The 15,928-nt window shown below is 74.3% G+C and carries 14 protein-coding genes and 1 riboswitch; of the genes, 11 read left to right on the top strand and 3 right to left on the bottom strand.

The features are described 5' to 3' along the window. Positions 1–13 precede the first annotated feature (13 nt). The 8 genes from coaBC to HZF07_RS04715 all read left to right on the top strand — a co-directional run bounded on the left by coaBC (position 14) and on the right by HZF07_RS04715 (position 10,672). Complete coding sequence (coaBC, locus tag HZF07_RS04750) at positions 14–1,270, top strand: bifunctional phosphopantothenoylcysteine decarboxylase/phosphopantothenate--cysteine ligase CoaBC (RefSeq protein ID WP_157340022.1); 1,257 nt, start codon at positions 14–16, stop codon at positions 1,268–1,270. 68 nt (positions 1,271–1,338) lie between these two features. After that, on the top strand, positions 1,339–2,529 hold the full coding sequence (metK, locus tag HZF07_RS04745; RefSeq protein WP_181644805.1) for a methionine adenosyltransferase: 1,191 nt from the start codon (positions 1,339–1,341) through the stop codon (positions 2,527–2,529). 132 nt (positions 2,530–2,661) lie between these two features. Next, positions 2,662–5,376, top strand: coding sequence for a M4 family metallopeptidase (locus HZF07_RS04740; protein ID WP_157340021.1), 2,715 nt, complete (start codon positions 2,662–2,664; stop codon positions 5,374–5,376). Positions 5,377–5,413: 37 nt separating this feature from the next. Further along, positions 5,414–7,456 (top strand): primosomal protein N', encoded by a 2,043-nt coding sequence (locus HZF07_RS04735; RefSeq protein ID WP_181644804.1) that lies wholly within the window; start codon positions 5,414–5,416, stop codon positions 7,454–7,456. A gap of 20 nt (positions 7,457–7,476) precedes the next feature. Continuing rightward, entirely contained in the window at positions 7,477–8,022 is a 546-nt protein-coding gene (gene def / locus HZF07_RS04730) for a peptide deformylase (RefSeq protein ID WP_181644803.1), read from the top strand. Beyond that, positions 8,022–8,948: a methionyl-tRNA formyltransferase gene (fmt, locus tag HZF07_RS04725; RefSeq protein WP_157340020.1), complete on the top strand. Its 927-nt coding sequence runs from the start codon at positions 8,022–8,024 to the stop codon at positions 8,946–8,948. Before def ends, fmt begins: the two co-directional genes overlap by 1 nt. Before the next feature lies 1 nt (position 8,949). Further along, complete coding sequence (locus tag HZF07_RS04720) at positions 8,950–9,354, top strand: MmcQ/YjbR family DNA-binding protein (RefSeq protein ID WP_157340019.1); 405 nt, start codon at positions 8,950–8,952, stop codon at positions 9,352–9,354. Then, entirely contained in the window at positions 9,347–10,672 is a 1,326-nt protein-coding gene (locus HZF07_RS04715; protein ID WP_157340018.1) for an RsmB/NOP family class I SAM-dependent RNA methyltransferase, read from the top strand. Before HZF07_RS04720 ends, HZF07_RS04715 begins: the two co-directional genes overlap by 8 nt. Here HZF07_RS04715 and HZF07_RS04710 read toward each other — a convergent pair. Continuing rightward, positions 10,669–11,118, bottom strand: coding sequence for a hypothetical protein (locus tag HZF07_RS04710; RefSeq protein WP_157340017.1), 450 nt, complete (start codon positions 11,116–11,118; stop codon positions 10,669–10,671). The two genes, HZF07_RS04715 and HZF07_RS04710, sit on opposite strands and share 4 nt — an antisense overlap. Positions 11,119–11,154: 36 nt before the next feature. Next, positions 11,155–11,865 carry an AAA family ATPase gene (locus tag HZF07_RS04705; protein WP_157340016.1) on the bottom strand — a complete coding sequence of 237 codons (711 nt, stop codon included), beginning with the start codon at positions 11,863–11,865 and terminating at the stop codon, positions 11,155–11,157. Between the two features lie 39 nt (positions 11,866–11,904). On the opposite strand from HZF07_RS04705, the gene ligD reads away from it, so the two are divergent. After that, positions 11,905–12,867: a non-homologous end-joining DNA ligase gene (gene ligD, locus HZF07_RS04700; protein WP_157340015.1), complete on the top strand. Its 963-nt coding sequence runs from the start codon at positions 11,905–11,907 to the stop codon at positions 12,865–12,867. On the opposite strand, the gene HZF07_RS04695 is transcribed toward ligD, so the two are convergent. Continuing rightward, the gene (locus HZF07_RS04695; protein WP_157340014.1) at positions 12,864–13,172 is read right to left on the bottom strand and encodes an iron chaperone; all 309 of its coding nucleotides are present in this window, start codon (positions 13,170–13,172) and stop codon (positions 12,864–12,866) included. The two genes, ligD and HZF07_RS04695, sit on opposite strands and share 4 nt — an antisense overlap. A 56-nt stretch (positions 13,173–13,228) precedes the next feature. Here HZF07_RS04695 and HZF07_RS04690 point away from each other — a divergent pair, with 56 nt between their 5' ends. After that, entirely contained in the window at positions 13,229–14,845 is a 1,617-nt protein-coding gene (locus HZF07_RS04690; RefSeq protein ID WP_157340013.1) for a RecQ family ATP-dependent DNA helicase, read from the top strand. A gap of 6 nt (positions 14,846–14,851) precedes the next feature. After that, positions 14,852–15,520, top strand: coding sequence for a ribulose-phosphate 3-epimerase (gene rpe / locus HZF07_RS04685; protein ID WP_181644802.1), 669 nt, complete (start codon positions 14,852–14,854; stop codon positions 15,518–15,520). Positions 15,521–15,736: 216 nt separating this feature from the next. Beyond that, a riboswitch (FMN riboswitch) is annotated at positions 15,737–15,865 on the top strand. The last annotated feature ends 63 nt before the right edge of the window (positions 15,866–15,928 follow it).

Raw genomic sequence — 15,928 nt, 5'->3', positions numbered from 1 at the left:
CCCGACGGGTCCCATGACCGAGACCCACGACACGGCCGTCTCCCCAGGGGGGCGGCCTCGTGTCGTTCTCGGGGTGTCCGGCGGCATCGCGGCCTACAAGGCCTGCGAGCTGCTCCGCCGGTTCACCGAGTCCGGGCACGACGTGACCGTCGTGCCGACCGCGTCCGCGCTCGAGTTCGTCGGCGCGCCCACGTGGGCGGCGCTCTCGGGCAAGCCGGTCGCCACCGACGTGTGGTCGGGCGTCCACGAGGTCCCGCACGTGCGGATCGGGCAGGCGGCCGACCTGGTCGTCGTGGCTCCCGCGACCGCCGACCTGATGGCGAAGGCCACCCACGGGCTGGCCGACGACCTGCTGACCAACACCCTGCTGACCGCCCGCTGCCCGGTCGTCTTCGCCCCGGCGATGCACACCGAGATGTGGGAGCACCCGGCGACCCGGGCCAACGTCGCCACCCTGCGGGAGCGGGGCGTGCTCGTCATCGAGCCCGCCGAGGGCCGCCTCACCGGCAAGGACACCGGCAAGGGCCGGCTGCCCGAGCCCGACGAGATCTTCGAGACCTGCCGCGAGGTCCTGGCCCGCGGCACCACCTCACCGGACCTGGCCGGACGGCACGTCGTGGTCTCCGCCGGGGGCACGCGCGAGTACCTCGACCCGGTCCGCTTCCTCGGCAACCGCTCGTCCGGGCTCCAGGGCTACGCCCTCGCCCGCGCGGCCGCCGCCCGGGGCGCGGAGGTCACGCTGGTCGCCGCCAACGTCGCGCTGGCCGACCCTGCCGGCGTGAAGGTGGTGCGGGTCGAGACGACCGCCGAGCTGCGGCAGGAGGTGCTCGCCGCGGCCGCGGCGGCCGACGCCGTGGTGATGGCGGCCGCGCCCGCCGACTTCCGCCCGGTCACGACCAGCGAGGCCAAGATCAAGAAGGCCGCCGACGGCTCGGCTCCCGCGATCGAGCTGACGCAGAACCCCGACATCCTCCGCGAGCTGAGCGCCGACCGGGTCCACCCCGGACAGGTGGTCGTCGGGTTCGCCGCCGAGACCGGCGACGCGAGCGGTTCGGTCGAGGAGCTGGCCCGCGAGAAGCTCGCCCGCAAGGGCTGCGACCTGCTGGTCGTCAACGACGTGTCGGGCGGGGCGGTCTTCGGCAGCCCCGACAACGAGGCGGTCATCCTGGCCGCCGACGGCGCCGCCGTCCCCGTCCCGCGAGGGTCCAAGACCGTGCTCGCGCACGTCATCTGGGACCAGGTCGCCGCCCGGCTGGGGCGCGACACCTGAGACCCGCGTCCCACCCATCGGGACGCCAGTTAGGGTGTGCGCAACACCCGTACGCATAAGGAGTTGCAGTGACCGGACGTCTCTTCACGTCGGAGTCGGTGACCGAGGGCCACCCGGACAAGATCGCCGACCAGATCAGCGACTCGGTCCTCGACGCGATGCTCGAGCAGGACCCTCACAGCCGTGTGGCCGTCGAGACGCTGCTGACGACCGGCCTGGTCGTGGTCGCGGGTGAGGTGACCACCACCGGCTACGTCGACATCAAGGCCAAGGTCCGCGCCAAGATCCTCGACATCGGCTACGACTCCTCCGACAAGGGCTTCGACGGCGCGTCGTGCGGCGTCATGGTCGCGATCGGCGGCCAGTCCGGCGACATCGCGCAGGGCGTCGACACCGGCCACGAGAGCCGCACCGGCTCCTCCGACGCGATGGACAAGCAGGGCGCGGGCGACCAGGGCCTGATGTTCGGCTACGCCTGCGACGACACCGACGTCCTCATGCCGCTGCCGATCGTGATGGCCCAGCGCCTCGCGGAGCGGCTCACCGCCGTGCGCAAGGACGGGACGCTGCCCTACCTGCGCCCCGACGGCAAGACCCAGGTCACGATCGAGTACGACGAGGACAACCGCCCGCTCCGCGTCGACACCGTGGTGCTCTCCTCGCAGCACGACGAGGACACCCAGCTCGACACCCTCGAGGCCGACGTCAAGAAGCACGTCATCGACCCCGTGCTCGCGACCTTCGACCTGCCGTCGGAGGGCTACCGCCTGCTCGTGAACCCGACCGGCCGCTTCGTGGTCGGCGGTCCGATGGGCGACGCCGGTCTCACCGGCCGCAAGATCATCGTCGACACCTACGGCGGCATGGCCCGCCACGGCGGTGGCGCCTTCTCGGGCAAGGACCCGTCGAAGGTCGACCGCTCCGCGGCGTACGCGATGCGCTGGGTGGCCAAGAACGTCGTCGCCGCCGGCCTCGCCAAGCGCTGCGAGGTCCAGGTCGCCTACGCGATCGGCAAGGCCCAGCCGGTCGGCGTCTTCGTCGAGACCTTCGGCACCGGCACCGTGGACGACGAGAAGATCCAGGCCGCCGTGCTCGAGGTCTTCGACCTGCGCCCGGCCGCGATCATCCGCGACCTCGACCTGCTGCGCCCGATCTACGCGAAGACCGCCGCCTACGGCCACTTCGGTCGCGAGCTCCCCGAGTTCTCCTGGGAGAAGACCGACCGCGCTGAGGCGCTGAAGCGGGCCGTCGGCATCTGATCGTCGGGCCGCCCGACTGAGCGCACCTGCACAGGCGCCATGCCCTGATCGGGGCATGGCGCCTGGCCCATTCGGGCCTACGGTGGTGTTGAGCGTGTCAACGCGCCCAGCAACGCTCATCTCGGAGACCCGATGCCTGCACGCGCCCGACGAGCCGGTTCCCTCGCGCTGACCCTCGCCCTGACGGCGGGCGCGCTGCTCGCCCTCGGTCCGGCCTCCGGCGCCCCGGACCCCGACCCGGCCGACCAGGCGCTCGCGCGGCTCGACCGGGACGCCGACCGGCCGTTGACGGTCGTCGGCGACGAGCCCGGTTCGCTCGACTTCGTGGGCGTCCCGGCCCGCGCCGAGGTCGACAACCCGGGCGTCCGGGCGTCGATGACACCGGCGGCGGCCGCCGACGCCGCCATCGAGAGGTACGGCGCGGCCGTCGGCACCGAGCAGCGCGGGACGGCGGTGACCCGCACCTCCGTCCAGGCCACCCCCAGCGGGGACGTCGTGCGCTATCAGCAGACGGTCGACGGCGTGCGCGTGCTGGGCGGCCAGGTCGTCATCAGCCTCCGCGACGACGGGGAGCTCTCCTCGATCCTCGCCGACACCTCTGACGAGACCATCGTCGGCGATCCGACGGTGACCCAGGACGACGCGGCCGTCGAGGCGCGGACGGCGTTCGTCAAGATCGAGGGCAGCGGGCCCGGCGTCTCGGTCACCCCGCGCGGGCGCTGGCTGGTGGACGCCGGCCTCATCGGCGGCAGCGCGGTCGCTCCGGCACGCACGGCCTGGCGGTTCGAGGTCACCCGCGGCGTCGACGAGCGCCGGATGATCCTGGTCGACGATCGCAGCGGCGGCGTCCTGCTGAACGTCTCCGACATAGCGGGCATCCGCCGCGTCGTCTGCGACGACAACAACACGCCGCGCGACCAGAACGCGGCCCGGCCGGCGTGCGCCGGCCCCACCTACGCACGCAGCGAGGGTCAGCCCGACACCGGCAACGCCGAGGTCGACGGCGCCTACTCGCAGGCAGAGGCGGTCTCGGACCTCTACCAGGCGGTCGGGGTGGACCTGACCGCGCTCATCGGTCGGACCGTGACCGGCGGCGCCAAGGCGCTGGCGCAGACCGTGAACTTCTGCCCCACGAGCGCCCCCCTCCCGCCGACGTGCCCGGGCTACGAGAACGCGTTCTGGAACGGCTCACAGATGTACTACGGCGCCGGGTATGCGGCCGCCGACGACGTCGTCGGCCACGAGATGACCCACGGCGTCACCGAACGGACGTCGAACCTCTTCTACTGGGGTCAGTCCGGGGCCATCAACGAGTCCGTCTCCGACATCATGGGTGAGATCGTCGACCACCGGCACGTCGACGCCGGGGACAGTCCGACGAGCTGGTCGGCCGGCGAGGACCTGCCCGGGGGCGCGATCCGCGACCTCGCGAGCCCGCCGGCGTTCGGTCAGCCCGACCGGACGTCGAGCCCGCTCTACCTCCTCGAGACCGCCACCGTGAGCACCTCGACGACCTATCCGGACCACGACGGCGTGCACACCAACTCCGGCGTCGGCAACAAGACCTTCTACCTCATCTCCCAGGGCGGCTCGTTCAACGGCCAGACGATCTCCGGGATCGACTCCGGCGACCCCGGCCTCACCAAGTCGGCGAAGCTGTGGGTCCTGGTCGATCAGTCGCTCACCTCGGGCGCGGGTTGGGCGGATCTCGCGGCCGTCCTCGAGCAGAGCTGCCAGGCGTTGCTGGGCACGGTCGGATCGTCGTTCACCGCCGCGGACTGCACCGCGGTGCACCAGGCGACGCTGGCGACGGCGCTCCGCTCGGTCCCGTTCGGCGTGCCGCAGCGCGTGGACGCTGCGGCCACCTGTCCGAGTGGAGTGCCTCGCCTGCTGTTCGACAGCGAGAGCGGGTCACCGACGTCGACGTTCACCGCCGGGACGACCTGGGCACGCGGCCCCGGCCTGGCGCACTCGGGCGACTCGTCGTGGATCTCCCAGGAGCCCTCCACAGCGGGGTTGAGCCCGCTCGTCATGAACCCGGGAGTCGCGCTCCCGCCGGGACAGCCGTCGTACCTGATCTTCCATCGCTGGCAGGTGCTCGACTACTTCCTGGACGACTACTTCGACGCCCTGACCGTGGAGGTCGACGACCTCGGCGACGTCGCCCCGGCGGTCGATGCGTCGGGGCTGCCCTGGGTCAACGGGCCGGGCGACCGGATCTACACCGGCTCGGAGAACCCAGCGGCCGGCCGCCTGGGGTTCGGCGGCGACAGCCGCGGCTACGTCGCAAGTCGGCTGGACCTCTCGTCGCTGGCCGGACACACCATCGCGGTCCAGTTCACCACGGCCACCGACAACGAGGTGGCCTTGCTGGGCGTCGCCCTCGACGACATCCGGGTCTACACCTGCGACCCGGCGTCCTCGACGCCTCCGCCGACCCCGACGCCGACCCCGACGCCGACCCCGACGCCGACCCCGGCGCCCGCACCGGACCCGGCTCCTCCTCCGGCTCTGCCCCCTTCGACTGTGCCCGCTCCGGCTGTGCCCGCTCCGGCGCCGACGACGGTCACCCTCCAGCCCGGGACGCCCCGCGTGGTCGGGACGGCCCGGGTCGGCAGGAAGCTCGCCGCCAGGCCCGGCACCTGGCAGCCGACCGGAGTGAGGTTCACCTACCAGTGGCTACGCAACGGGAGGACGATCGGCAAGGCGACCGGGGCGGCCTACCAGCTGGTGCGCGCCGACCAGGGCAAGCGCATCGCCGTGCGGGTCACCGGGACGAAGGCGGGCTACGCGAGCGCGGCAGCGACCTCGAAAGCGACCGGGAAGGTGAAGCCGAAGCGCCGGTAGTGGCGGGGCCGTCCTCGGGCGCTGGTAGAACTGCGCCATGCCGCCGTCCGACCCTACGCCCGAGGAGCACCCCGAGCTGCTCCCCGGCATGGCGCGGGCGTCGGTGAAGGCGTCCCAGGCCAAGGCGAAGGCGACCCGGGCACGCAAGGCGGCCCAGGCCGCACCGGCCGCCGTTGACCCGGTCGCCCGGGTGCTCGTCGACCTGCCGCTGGCGCACCTCGACCGCCCGTTCGACTACGCCGTCCCCGCGGCCATGGCGGACACCGCCCTGCCGGGCGTCCGGGTCAAGGTGCGCTTCGCGGGTCAGGACGTCGACGGGTTCGTGCTCGGTCGCGGCTCCGAGACCGACCACACCGGCCCGCTCGCACCGCTGCGCCGGGTCGTCAGCCCCGAGCCGGTGCTGCACCCGCAGGTCGCCCGGCTGGCCGGCGACCTCGCCGAGCGGTACGCCGGCACCCGGTCCGACGTGCTGCGGCTGGCGATCCCCAACCGGCACGCCACGACCGAGAAGGAGCCGTCCGCTCCCTCCGGCCCGTGGCGGCACGACGCCGCCGCCGGCGAGACCGCCTGGGCCGGCCACGAGCCGGGGCCGGCGTTCCTGCGCCACCTCGCCTCCGGTGGCAGCCCGCGCGGGGTCTGGGCCGCAGCCCCGGCCACCGACTGGCCGCTCCTGGTGGCGCACGCGGCCGCCGCGACCTACGCCTCGGGCCGCGGCGTCGTCGTCTGCGTGCCCGACGGCAAGGACGTCGCCCGCGTCGACCGCGCGCTCACGGCGGTGCTCGGCGCCGACCAGCACGTGACCCTCACCGCCGACTCCGGTCCGGCGCAGCGCTACCGCGACTTCCTGGCGGTCAGCCGCGGCGCGCGTCGGGTCGTCGTGGGCACCCGCGCCGCGGCGTTCGCACCGGTCCACGACCTCGGGCTCGTGGTCGTGTGGGACGACGGCGACGACCTGCACGCCGAGCCGCGGGCGCCGTACCCGCACACCCGCGAGACGCTGCTGCTGCGCGCCGAGCACGAGGGCGCGGCCGCCCTCGTGGGCGGCTTCGTGCGCACCGTCGAGGCGGCCTACCTGCTGCGCACCGGGTGGGCGCAGCCGATCGGCCCCGCGCGCGAGGAGGTCCGCCGCCGCGTCACGGTCAGCATCGCGGGGGAGGAGACGTCCCGCGACGTGCACGCCCGCGCCGCGCGGATGCCGCGGGAGGTGCACCTGGCGATCCGGGACGCCGTCGCGGACGGCCCCGTGCTCGTGCAGACCCCCCGGCTGGGCTACGCCACCGCGCTGGCCTGCGAGCGCTGCCGTACGCCGGCGCGCTGTGCCGCCTGCCGCGGCCCGCTCGCCCTCACCGGCCCGACCACGCCACCGGCCTGCCGGTGGTGCGGCGTCGTCGCGGATGCCTGGGCGTGCGCCGAGTGCGGCCACCGCGGGCTGCGTGCTCCCGTGCTCGGCGACGCGCGGACGGCCGAGGAGCTCGGCCGCGCGCTCCCGGGCGTCCGCGTGCGCACCAGCTCCGGCGACGGCGTCCTGGCCACGGTCTCCGCGGCCCGCCAGGTCGTGGTCGCGACTCCGGGCGCCGAGCCGGTGGCCGAGGGCGGCTACGCGGCCGTCGTCCTGCTCGACACCTGGCTGCTGCTCTCCCGGATCGACCTGCGCGCCGGCGAGGAGGCGCTGCGCCGCTGGGCCAACGCCGTCGGCCTGGTCCGGCCCGGCGGTCGGGTCGTGGCCGTCGGCGACCCCGCCCACCCCGCCCTCCAGGCGCTCGTCCGCTGGGACGCGGCCGGCTACGCCGACCGCGAGACCGCCGAGCGCGTCGAGGCGCACCTGCCGCCGGCGAGCCGGCTCGCCACGATCGCCGGTGAGCCCGGCGCCGTCGACGACGCGCTGACCCTCCTGGCGGCGCCCACCTCGGCCGAGGTGCTCGGCCCGGTCGACGTCGCCGAGGGCGAGAGCCGGGTCGTCGTACGGGTGCCCCGCGCCGAGGGCGCGGCGCTCTCGCTGGCGCTCGGGGAGCTGCAGCGGGTCCGCTCCGCCCGCAAGCTCGACGCCGTCCGCATCCAGGTGGATCCGCCGACCCTCTGAGCGCTCTCTAGGATGACGGGGTGCCCACCCAGCCCATCCGCCTGTTCGGCGACCCTGTCCTGCGCCGGCCCGCGATCGAGGTCGTGGACTTCGACAAGGAGCTCCGGCGCCTCGTCGAGGACCTCACCGACACCATGCTCGCCGCGCCCGGAGCCGGCCTCGCCGCTCCCCAGATCGGGGTCGGGCTCCGCGTCTTCACCTGGCACGTCGACGGCGAGCTCGGCCACCTCGTGAACCCCCGGCTCACCCTGTCCTCGGAGACCCAGCACGGCCCGGAGGGCTGCCTGTCGATCCCCGAGCTCAGCTTCGACTGCACCCGCGCGCTCGACGTCGTCGCGCACGGGTTCGACATGTACGGCGAGCCGCTGGTGGTCCAGGGCTCCGACCTGCTCGCCCGGGCGATCCAGCACGAGACGGACCACCTCGACGGCGTGCTCTTCATCGACCGGCTCGACCCCGACGGGCGGAAGGCCGCCATGCGCGCGATCCGCGAGGCCGAGTGGTTCGGCCTCGAGCAGCCGACCGTCAAGGTGTCCCCGCACGCGACCCGCGGGCTCCAGCTCTGATGCGCGTCGTCTTCGCCGGCACCCCCGAGGTCGCCGTCCCCGCGCTCGACGCGATCGCAGACTCGGGCCACGACCTCGTCGGGGTCGTCACCCGGCCGGACGCGCCGGCCGGCCGCGGCCGCCGGCTCACCCCCAGCCCGGTGGCGCAGCGCGCCGAGGAGCTCGGGATCCCGGTGCTCAAGCCCGTCCACCCGCGCGACCCGGACTTCCAGGAGGCGCTGCGGGCGCTGGAGCCGGACTGCTGCCCGGTGGTCGCCTACGGCGCGCTGCTCCCGCAGTCGGCGCTCGACATCCCGCCGCGCGGCTGGGTCAACCTGCACTTCTCCGTGCTGCCGTCGTGGCGCGGCGCGGCACCGGTCCAGCACGCGCTCTGGGCGGGCGACGAGGTCACCGGCGCGACGACCTTCCGGATCGTCAAGGAGCTCGACGCCGGACCGACGTTCGGGATCATGACCGAGCGGATCCGGCCCGACGACACCGCCGGCGACCTGCTCGAGCGGCTGGCCGAGGGTGGGGCCGGGCTGCTGGTCGCCACGCTCGACGGCATCGAGGACGGCTCGCTGGAGGCCCGTCCGCAGCCGGCCGAGGGCGTGTCGTTCGCCCCGAAGATCACCGTGGACGACGCGCGCATCGACTGGACCCGACCGGCGGTCGCCATCGATCGGCAGGTCCGGGCCTGCACCCCCGCACCCGGCGCGTGGACGACGTACGACGGCGAGCGGCTCAAGCTCGGCCCGCTCACCCTCACCGACCTGCCGGTCCCGGCCGGCCGGCTCGAGGTCGGGAAGACGCGGGTCCTCGTCGGCACCGGCACGCACGCGGTCCTGCTCGGCGACGTCAAGGCCCATGGCCGCAAGCAGATGCCGGCCGCCGACTGGGCCCGCGGCCTGCGCCTCGAGAGCGGCGCCATGCTCGGCGAGGCCTGACATGGGCCGGCCGGCGACCCCGGAGGACATCGACGCGATCTGCATGTCGCTGCCCGAGGTCACCTTCGGCACCTCGTGGGGCGACCGGCCGACGTACCTCGTCCGCGGCAAGGGGTTCCTGCTCTACCGGGCACCCGGTAGGACCGCGATCGACCCCGAGACGGGGGAGATGTACGACGACCTCCTCGTGATCCACACGCCGAGCGAGATCGAGAAGCAGGCGCTGGTGGACGACGCGTCGCTGCCGTTCTTCACCATCGACCACTTCCGGGGCTTCAACGCCGTGCTGGTGCAGCAGAGCCGGCTCGGCGAGATCGACCGCGACGAGCTGGCCGAGATCATCACCGACGCCTGGGCGGCCAGGGCGCCGGCGCGGCTGGTCAAGGAGCACCTCGGCGATGGCTGACCGACGACGCTCGGTCGACCCGGCCCGGATGGTCGCCTTCGAGGTGCTCAAGGCCGTCCGGGTCGACGACGCCTACACCAACCTCGCGCTGCCCGGCCTCCTGCGCCGCTACGGGCTGAGCGGGCGCGACGCGGCGTTCGCGACCGAGCTCGCCTCGGGCACGATCCGCTGGCAGGGCGCCTACGACGCGATCCTCGCCGCCTGCATCGACCGGCCGCTCGCTAAGGTCGAGGCCAAGGTGCTCGACGCGCTCCGGCTGGGCTGCCACCAGCTGCTCGGCATGCGGGTCGCCGCGCACGCCGCGATCAGCACGACCGTCGACCTCGTGCGCGACCGGGTCAGCGCCGGCGCCGCCGGGTTCGCCAACGCGGTGCTGCGCAAGGTCTCCCAGCAGGACCTGGCCGCCTGGGTCGTGCAGGTCGCCCCCGGCGACCTGGCCGTCGCCTGGAGCCACCCCGCGTGGGTCGTCGAGGAGCTGCGGCTCGCGCTCGGCGACGACGCCCAGCTCCCGGCGCTGCTCGCGGCCGACAACGAGGCGCCCCGCGTCACCCTCGTCGCCCGGCCCGGCCGCGCCACGCGCGAGGAGCTGCCCGGCGAGCCGACCCCCTTCTCGCCGTACGGCGTGACGCTCGCCGGCGGCGACCCGGGCCAGGTGCCCGCGGTCGCCGAGGGCCGCGCGGGCGTGCAGGACGAGGGCTCCCAGCTCGTCGCGGTCGCCGCCGCCGGCGCCTCCGTCGAGGGGTCCGACACGCGCTGGCTCGACCTCTGCGCGGGGCCGGGCGGCAAGGCCGCCCTGCTGGCCGCGCTCGCCGCCCAGCGCGGGGCGTCGCTCGTCGCCTCGGAGCGGCAGCCGCACCGCGCGGGGCTCGTCCGGCGGTCCCTCACCGGAGCCGACGGGGTCGCGGGCGTCGTGACCGCCGACGGCACCGCGCCGCCGTATCGCGCCGCGGCCTTCGACCGCGTGCTCGTGGACGCGCCGTGCACCGGGCTCGGCGCGCTCCGCCGCCGCCCCGAGGCCCGCTGGCGGCGGCGGCCGCAGGACCTCGCCGAGCTCGTGGTGCTCCAGCGTCGCCTGCTCGACAGCGCCCTGGACCTCACCCGCCCGGGCGGGATCGTGCTCTACGCGACCTGCTCGCCGGTGCTCGCCGAGACCCGCGAGGTGGTGGAGGCCGTGCTCGCCGAGCGCGCCGACGTCGCGCTCGAGCCGCTGGACCTCACGGTCCCGGACGCCGCAGGCCCGCTGCCCGGCACCGTGCAGCTGTGGCCGCACCGGCACGGCACCGACGCGATGTTCCTCGCGCTGCTGCGGCGGGCCTAGTCGGCCCAGACGAGGGCGGCGCCGACCTCGTCGACGTCCGCTTGCTGCGCCTGGACGGGCGAGACCGTCGCGAAGTAGGGGCCGTGCGCCTCGCTGACGAACGTGTGCACGTCCGGGAGCACGTCCGCCTTCCCGGGGTCGAGGTAGGCGGCCCGCTGCTCGCTCGCGCGCCAGTTCACCACCACGACCGCGTGCCCCTTCCAGCAGGCGAACTTCTCGTCGGCCGGCACCTCGCACGCCCAGCCCGGAGCGAGCACCCCGACCGGACCCTCGAACGCGGGCGCCGAGGCCGGCGGAGGCGGCGTCGGCGTCGACTGCGGCTGCGCCCGGGCGGCGGGCGCCGGCTCCGGGTTGCTCCGGAGCGCGGTCGCGGCAACCGCGACGAGGACGACGGCGGCGGCCGCGGCGAGGGCGGCGGCCGCGGCGCGCACGGCTTCCCTGCTCATGCAAGGAAGACGCCGGAGACGCGCGAGAGGTTGCGGTCAGTCCAGGACGTGCCTCAGGTAGCGGCCCGGCGCGTCGAGGTAGCGGCGCCAGTGCTGGACCAGCTCGAGCTCCTCCCACGTCGTACGCCGGTAGCCCCAGTCGCCGACCTCCAGGATCGTCGCGTCCGGCAGCGCCGCGATCACCGGCGAGTGGGTGGCGCACAGCACCTGCCCGCCGTCCTCGGCGATCCGGTGCAGCGCGGCGACGAGGCCGAGGCTGGAGGAGAACGACAGCGCCGCCTCGGGCTCGTCGAGGCAGTAGAAGCCGGGGGAGTCGAAGCGGGTGCGCAGCACCTCGAGGAAGGACTCGCCGTGGCTCATCTCGTGGTAGCGCGGCCCGCCGCCGGTCTGCTCGCTGTAGGTGTACCAGCCGTGCATCGTCTCCGCGCGCAGGAAGAACCCCCACCTGGCGGCGCCGATCCCGCGCTGCAGGCGCAGCCCGCGGCCCAGGGACGACTCGGTCGGCCGGGTCGAGTGGTGGCCCTGGGCGGAGCCGCCCTCGGGCGAGAGGCCGTAGGCCGTGGCGACCGCCTCGACGATCGTCGACTTGCCCGACCCGTTCTCGCCGACCAGGAACGTCACGCCCTTCGGCAGGTCCAGGCCCTCGCGAACGAGCTGGGCGACGGCAGGGACCGTCATCGGCCACTCCCCGCGCGGTGGCGGCTCGTCGACGACGACCCGGACGACCGGCGGCTGGTCGAAGTCCATGTCCGAACCGTAGAGGCCGGCACCCCCTAGATTGGGGCCATGCCCTCGAAGTCGCCGTCGGTCGAGATCGAGGTCGACGACCGGGTGCTGCGGGTGAGCAACCCCGACCGCGTGTACTTCCCGGAGTCCGGGGCCACCAAGCTCGACCTGGTCGAGTACTACCTCGCCGTCGGGCCCGGGATCGTCAACGCCCTCTTCGAGCGGCCGTGCATGCTGCACCGGTTCCCCAAGGGCCTCGCCGGCGACAAGGTCCACCAGAAGCGGCTACCCGCGGGCGCCCCGCCGTGGGTCGAGACCGTGCAGCTGTACTTCCCCCGCTGGGGGCGCACGGCCGACGAGCTGTGCGTGACCGAGCTGGGCTCGGTGATCTGGGCGGTGCAGATGTCGACCGTCGAGTTCCACCCCTGGAACAGCCGACGCGAGGACACCGAGAAGCCCGACGAGTGGCGCATCGACCTCGACCCCGGCCCGCTCTGCGACTACGCCACGGTCCGCCGGGTCGCGCACGTCGCCCACGAGGTGCTCGACGACCTCGGCGCGGTCGGCTACCCGAAGACCAGCGGCAGCAAGGGCATGCACGTCTACGTCCGGATCAAGCCCGACCACGGCTTCCAGGACGTACGCCGGGCCGCGCTGGCCTTCGCCCGCGAGGTGGAGCGCCGGGCGCCCGAGGACGTCACCACGACGTGGTGGAAGAAGGACCGCGACCCGCACCAGCTCTTCGTCGACTACAACCAGAACACCCGCGACCACACGATCGCGGCGGCGTACTCGGTGCGCGGCCTGCCCGACGCCCGCGTCTCCACCCCGATCCGCTGGGACGAGGTCGACGACGCCGACCCGCGGGACTTCACGATCTTCACCGTCCCCGACCGGTTCGCCGCGCTCGGCGACCTGCACGCCGACATCGACGACCACGTCTTCGACATCGCGCCGCTGCTGGAGTGGGCGGAGCGCGACGCCGCGGCCGGCGCCGAGACTCCCGCCGAGCCGGAGGACTAGCCGATCTCGGCCAGGCGCAGCCGTACCATCTCGACGAGGACGTCGTCGGGCACCGGCCGGTCCGGCGTGCACTGCACGCCGCCCTTGGTGAGGGTGAAGCCCGCGAGCCTGCCGCGCACGGCGTCGACCACCTCGGGGCTGAACGGGTAGACGCCGACGTGCGCCTTGGCCCGGTTGAGGCCGAGCAGCGGCTTGCCCTTCACCCGCCAGGCGGGCATCCCGTAGCTGGTGCCCTCCTCGGCGTCGGGCACCTCGGCCAGCACCAGCCCGCGGACGTGGTCGTGGAGCTCGTCGTAGGTCGCCATCGGTCCACCGTAGGCGGCCGCGCATGCCGCCGCCCAGCCTCGGGCACCCACGCCGCATGTCCCAGCCCGCCGCCGATGCTGTCGACACCGCCGAGGCGGCCCGCCGGACGGCGCGGTCGGCGTTCGGGCACGACGACCTGCTCGCGGGGCAGGCGGACGCGACGGCGGCGCTGCTCGAGGGCCACGACGTCCTGCTGGTGTCGCCGACCGGGTCGGGCAAGTCCCTGGTCTACCAGGTGGCCGGGCTGATGATCGACGGCCCGACGATCGTGGTCTCCCCGCTGCTCGCGCTCCAGCAGGACCAGATCGACCACATCGAGCGGTCGGCCGCCGGCGTGCGCGCCGGCCGGGTCAGCTCGGCGGAGTCGGAGTCCGCGCGCCGCGACGTGCTCGAGGCGGCGGCGGCCGGCGACCTCGAGTTCCTGTTCCTCGCCCCCGAGCAGCTCGCGAACCCAGACGTACGCGCTCAGGTGGCCGCCCTGCGGCCGAGCCTGGTCGCGGTCGACGAGGCGCACTGCGTGTCGACCTGGGGCCACGACTTCCGTCCCGACTACTTCCGGCTCGGGGACCTGCTGGCCGAGGTCGGCGAGCCGCGTGTGGTGGCGATGACCGCGACCGCGGCGCCGCCCGTGCGCGACGACATCGTGACCCGGCTGCGGATGCGGTCGCCGCTGACGGTGGTGACGGGCTTCGCCCGGCCCACCATCGCGCTGGCGGTCGAGCGGCAGGTGACGGCAGACGACCAGCGGGCCGCGGTGCTCGACGCCGCGGCGTCCGCCGCCGGCGCGGGCATCGTCTACTGCCGCACCCGGCCCGCCGCGGAGGAGTACGCCGCCGCGCTGGCGGAGCGGGGCCGCCGGGCCGGCGTCTACCACGCGGGGCTGGGTCACCGTCGGCGCGCCGAGGAGCACGAGGCGTTCATGGCAGGAGAGCGCGAGGTCATGGTGGCGACCTCGGCGTTCGGCATGGGCATCGACAAGCCCGACGTCCGCTGGATCCTGCACGCGCAGGTGCCGGAGTCGCTGGACACCTACTACCAGGAGGTCGGACGCGCGGGCCGCGACGGCGAGCCGGCGACCGCCACCCTCTTCTACCGGCCCGAGGACCTCTCCCTGGGCCGCTTCTTCAGCGCCGGCGTGCCGAAGCGCGCCGACCTCGACCGCGTCGTCGGAGCCGCCGCGGAGGTCGGCGACGAGCCGCGCGCGGTTGCCGACCGGACCGGTCTCGGGCCGCGGAAGGTCGGCCGGATCCTCAACCTGCTCGAGCTGGCCCGCCAGTCGCGCACCGAGCCCGAGGACGACCTCGACCTCGCCGCGGTCGTGATCGAGATGGCCGAGTCGCACCGGCAGCTGGAGCGCTCGCGGGTCGAGATGATGCGCCAGTACGCCGAGAGCCGGCGGTGTCGCTCGGAGCTGCTGATCGGCTACTTCGGCGAGCCGCAGGACGACCGGTGCGGGAGCTGTGACAACTGCCGGGCGGGTGTCGCGCCCGACCCGCGCGACCGCGCGGACACGTCGTACGCCGTCCAGGGCCGCGTGCGGCACGAGGACTTCGGGGACGGGGTCGTCACCGACCTCGAGGACGACCGGCTGACCGTGCTGTTCGACGAGGTCGGCTACCGGACCCTGGCGCTCGACCTGGCCGAGGGCGGCCTGCTCGAACCCCTAGACTGAGCGCCCGTGGGACACATCCAGATCACCCCGAGCATCCTCAATGCGGACTTCGCCCGGCTGGGCGAGGAGGTCGCCCGGATCGGCAGCGCTGACTGGGTGCACGTCGACGTGATGGACAACCACTTCGTCCCCAACCTGACCTTCGGGCCGACGATGGTCGAGGCGCTGGTCCGCTCCACCGACGTACCTCTCGACGCGCACCTGATGATCGAGGACGCCGACCGCGAGGCCCTCGCGTACGTCGATGCCGGGTGCGGCTCGGTCACCTTCCACGTCGAGGCCGCCAAGGCGCCGGTCCGGCTGGCCCGTGAGATCCGGAAGGCGGGCGCCCGGGCCAGCATGGCGCTCAAGCCCGCGACCCCGATCGAGCCCTACGAGGACCTGCTCCCCGAGCTCGACATGGTGCTGGTCATGACCGTGGAGCCCGGCTTCGGCGGCCAGCGGTTCCTCGACCTCTGCCTGCCCAAGATCCGGCGCGCCCGCGAGCTGATGGACAAGCACGGCGTCGAGACCTGGCTCCAGGTCGACGGCGGCGTGTCCCTCGACACGATCGAGCGGTGCGCCGAGGCGGGCGCCGACGTGTTCGTCGCCGGCTCGGCGGTCTACTCCGCCGACGACCCCGACCGGATGATCGCCGCCCTGCGGGAGAAGGCCGAGGCGGCCACCGCCGGCTGACGTCGAGTTGGGCCCGCGTCCCCGTCGAGTTGGGCCCGCGTCACCGTCGAGTTGGGCCCGCGTCACCGTTGAGCTGGGCAGGAATCCCGGCCCAATTGGAGAGTGAGCCCGGCCCGACCCGCGGGTCAGCCCGGCCCAACTCGACGCCTCGTGTGACGCGGCCCACGGCGCCGGACGGCGGCCCCTGTGGCACACTCGACGCGACGAGCAATCAGCTCGCGTGCTCTGGGGTCGGTGTAATTCCGAACCGGCGGTGACAGTCCGCGACCCGGTCACAGCAGTGACCGGTTGACCAGGTGGAAATCCTGGACCGACGGTGAAAGTCCGGATGGGAAGCGCACGCTGGGTGGATCCGTCGAGCCGCGACGCTCGACGACGCCACCCGTCAGCCCCGGAGTCCGCGACCGG

The sequence above is a fragment of the Nocardioides agri genome (assembly GCF_013778305.1).
GTDB classification, from domain to species: Bacteria; Actinomycetota; Actinomycetes; order Propionibacteriales; family Nocardioidaceae; genus Nocardioides; species Nocardioides agri.
The sequence above is the reverse complement of the archived record's forward strand: the minus strand, read 5'-3'. Positions and strand labels throughout refer to the sequence as shown.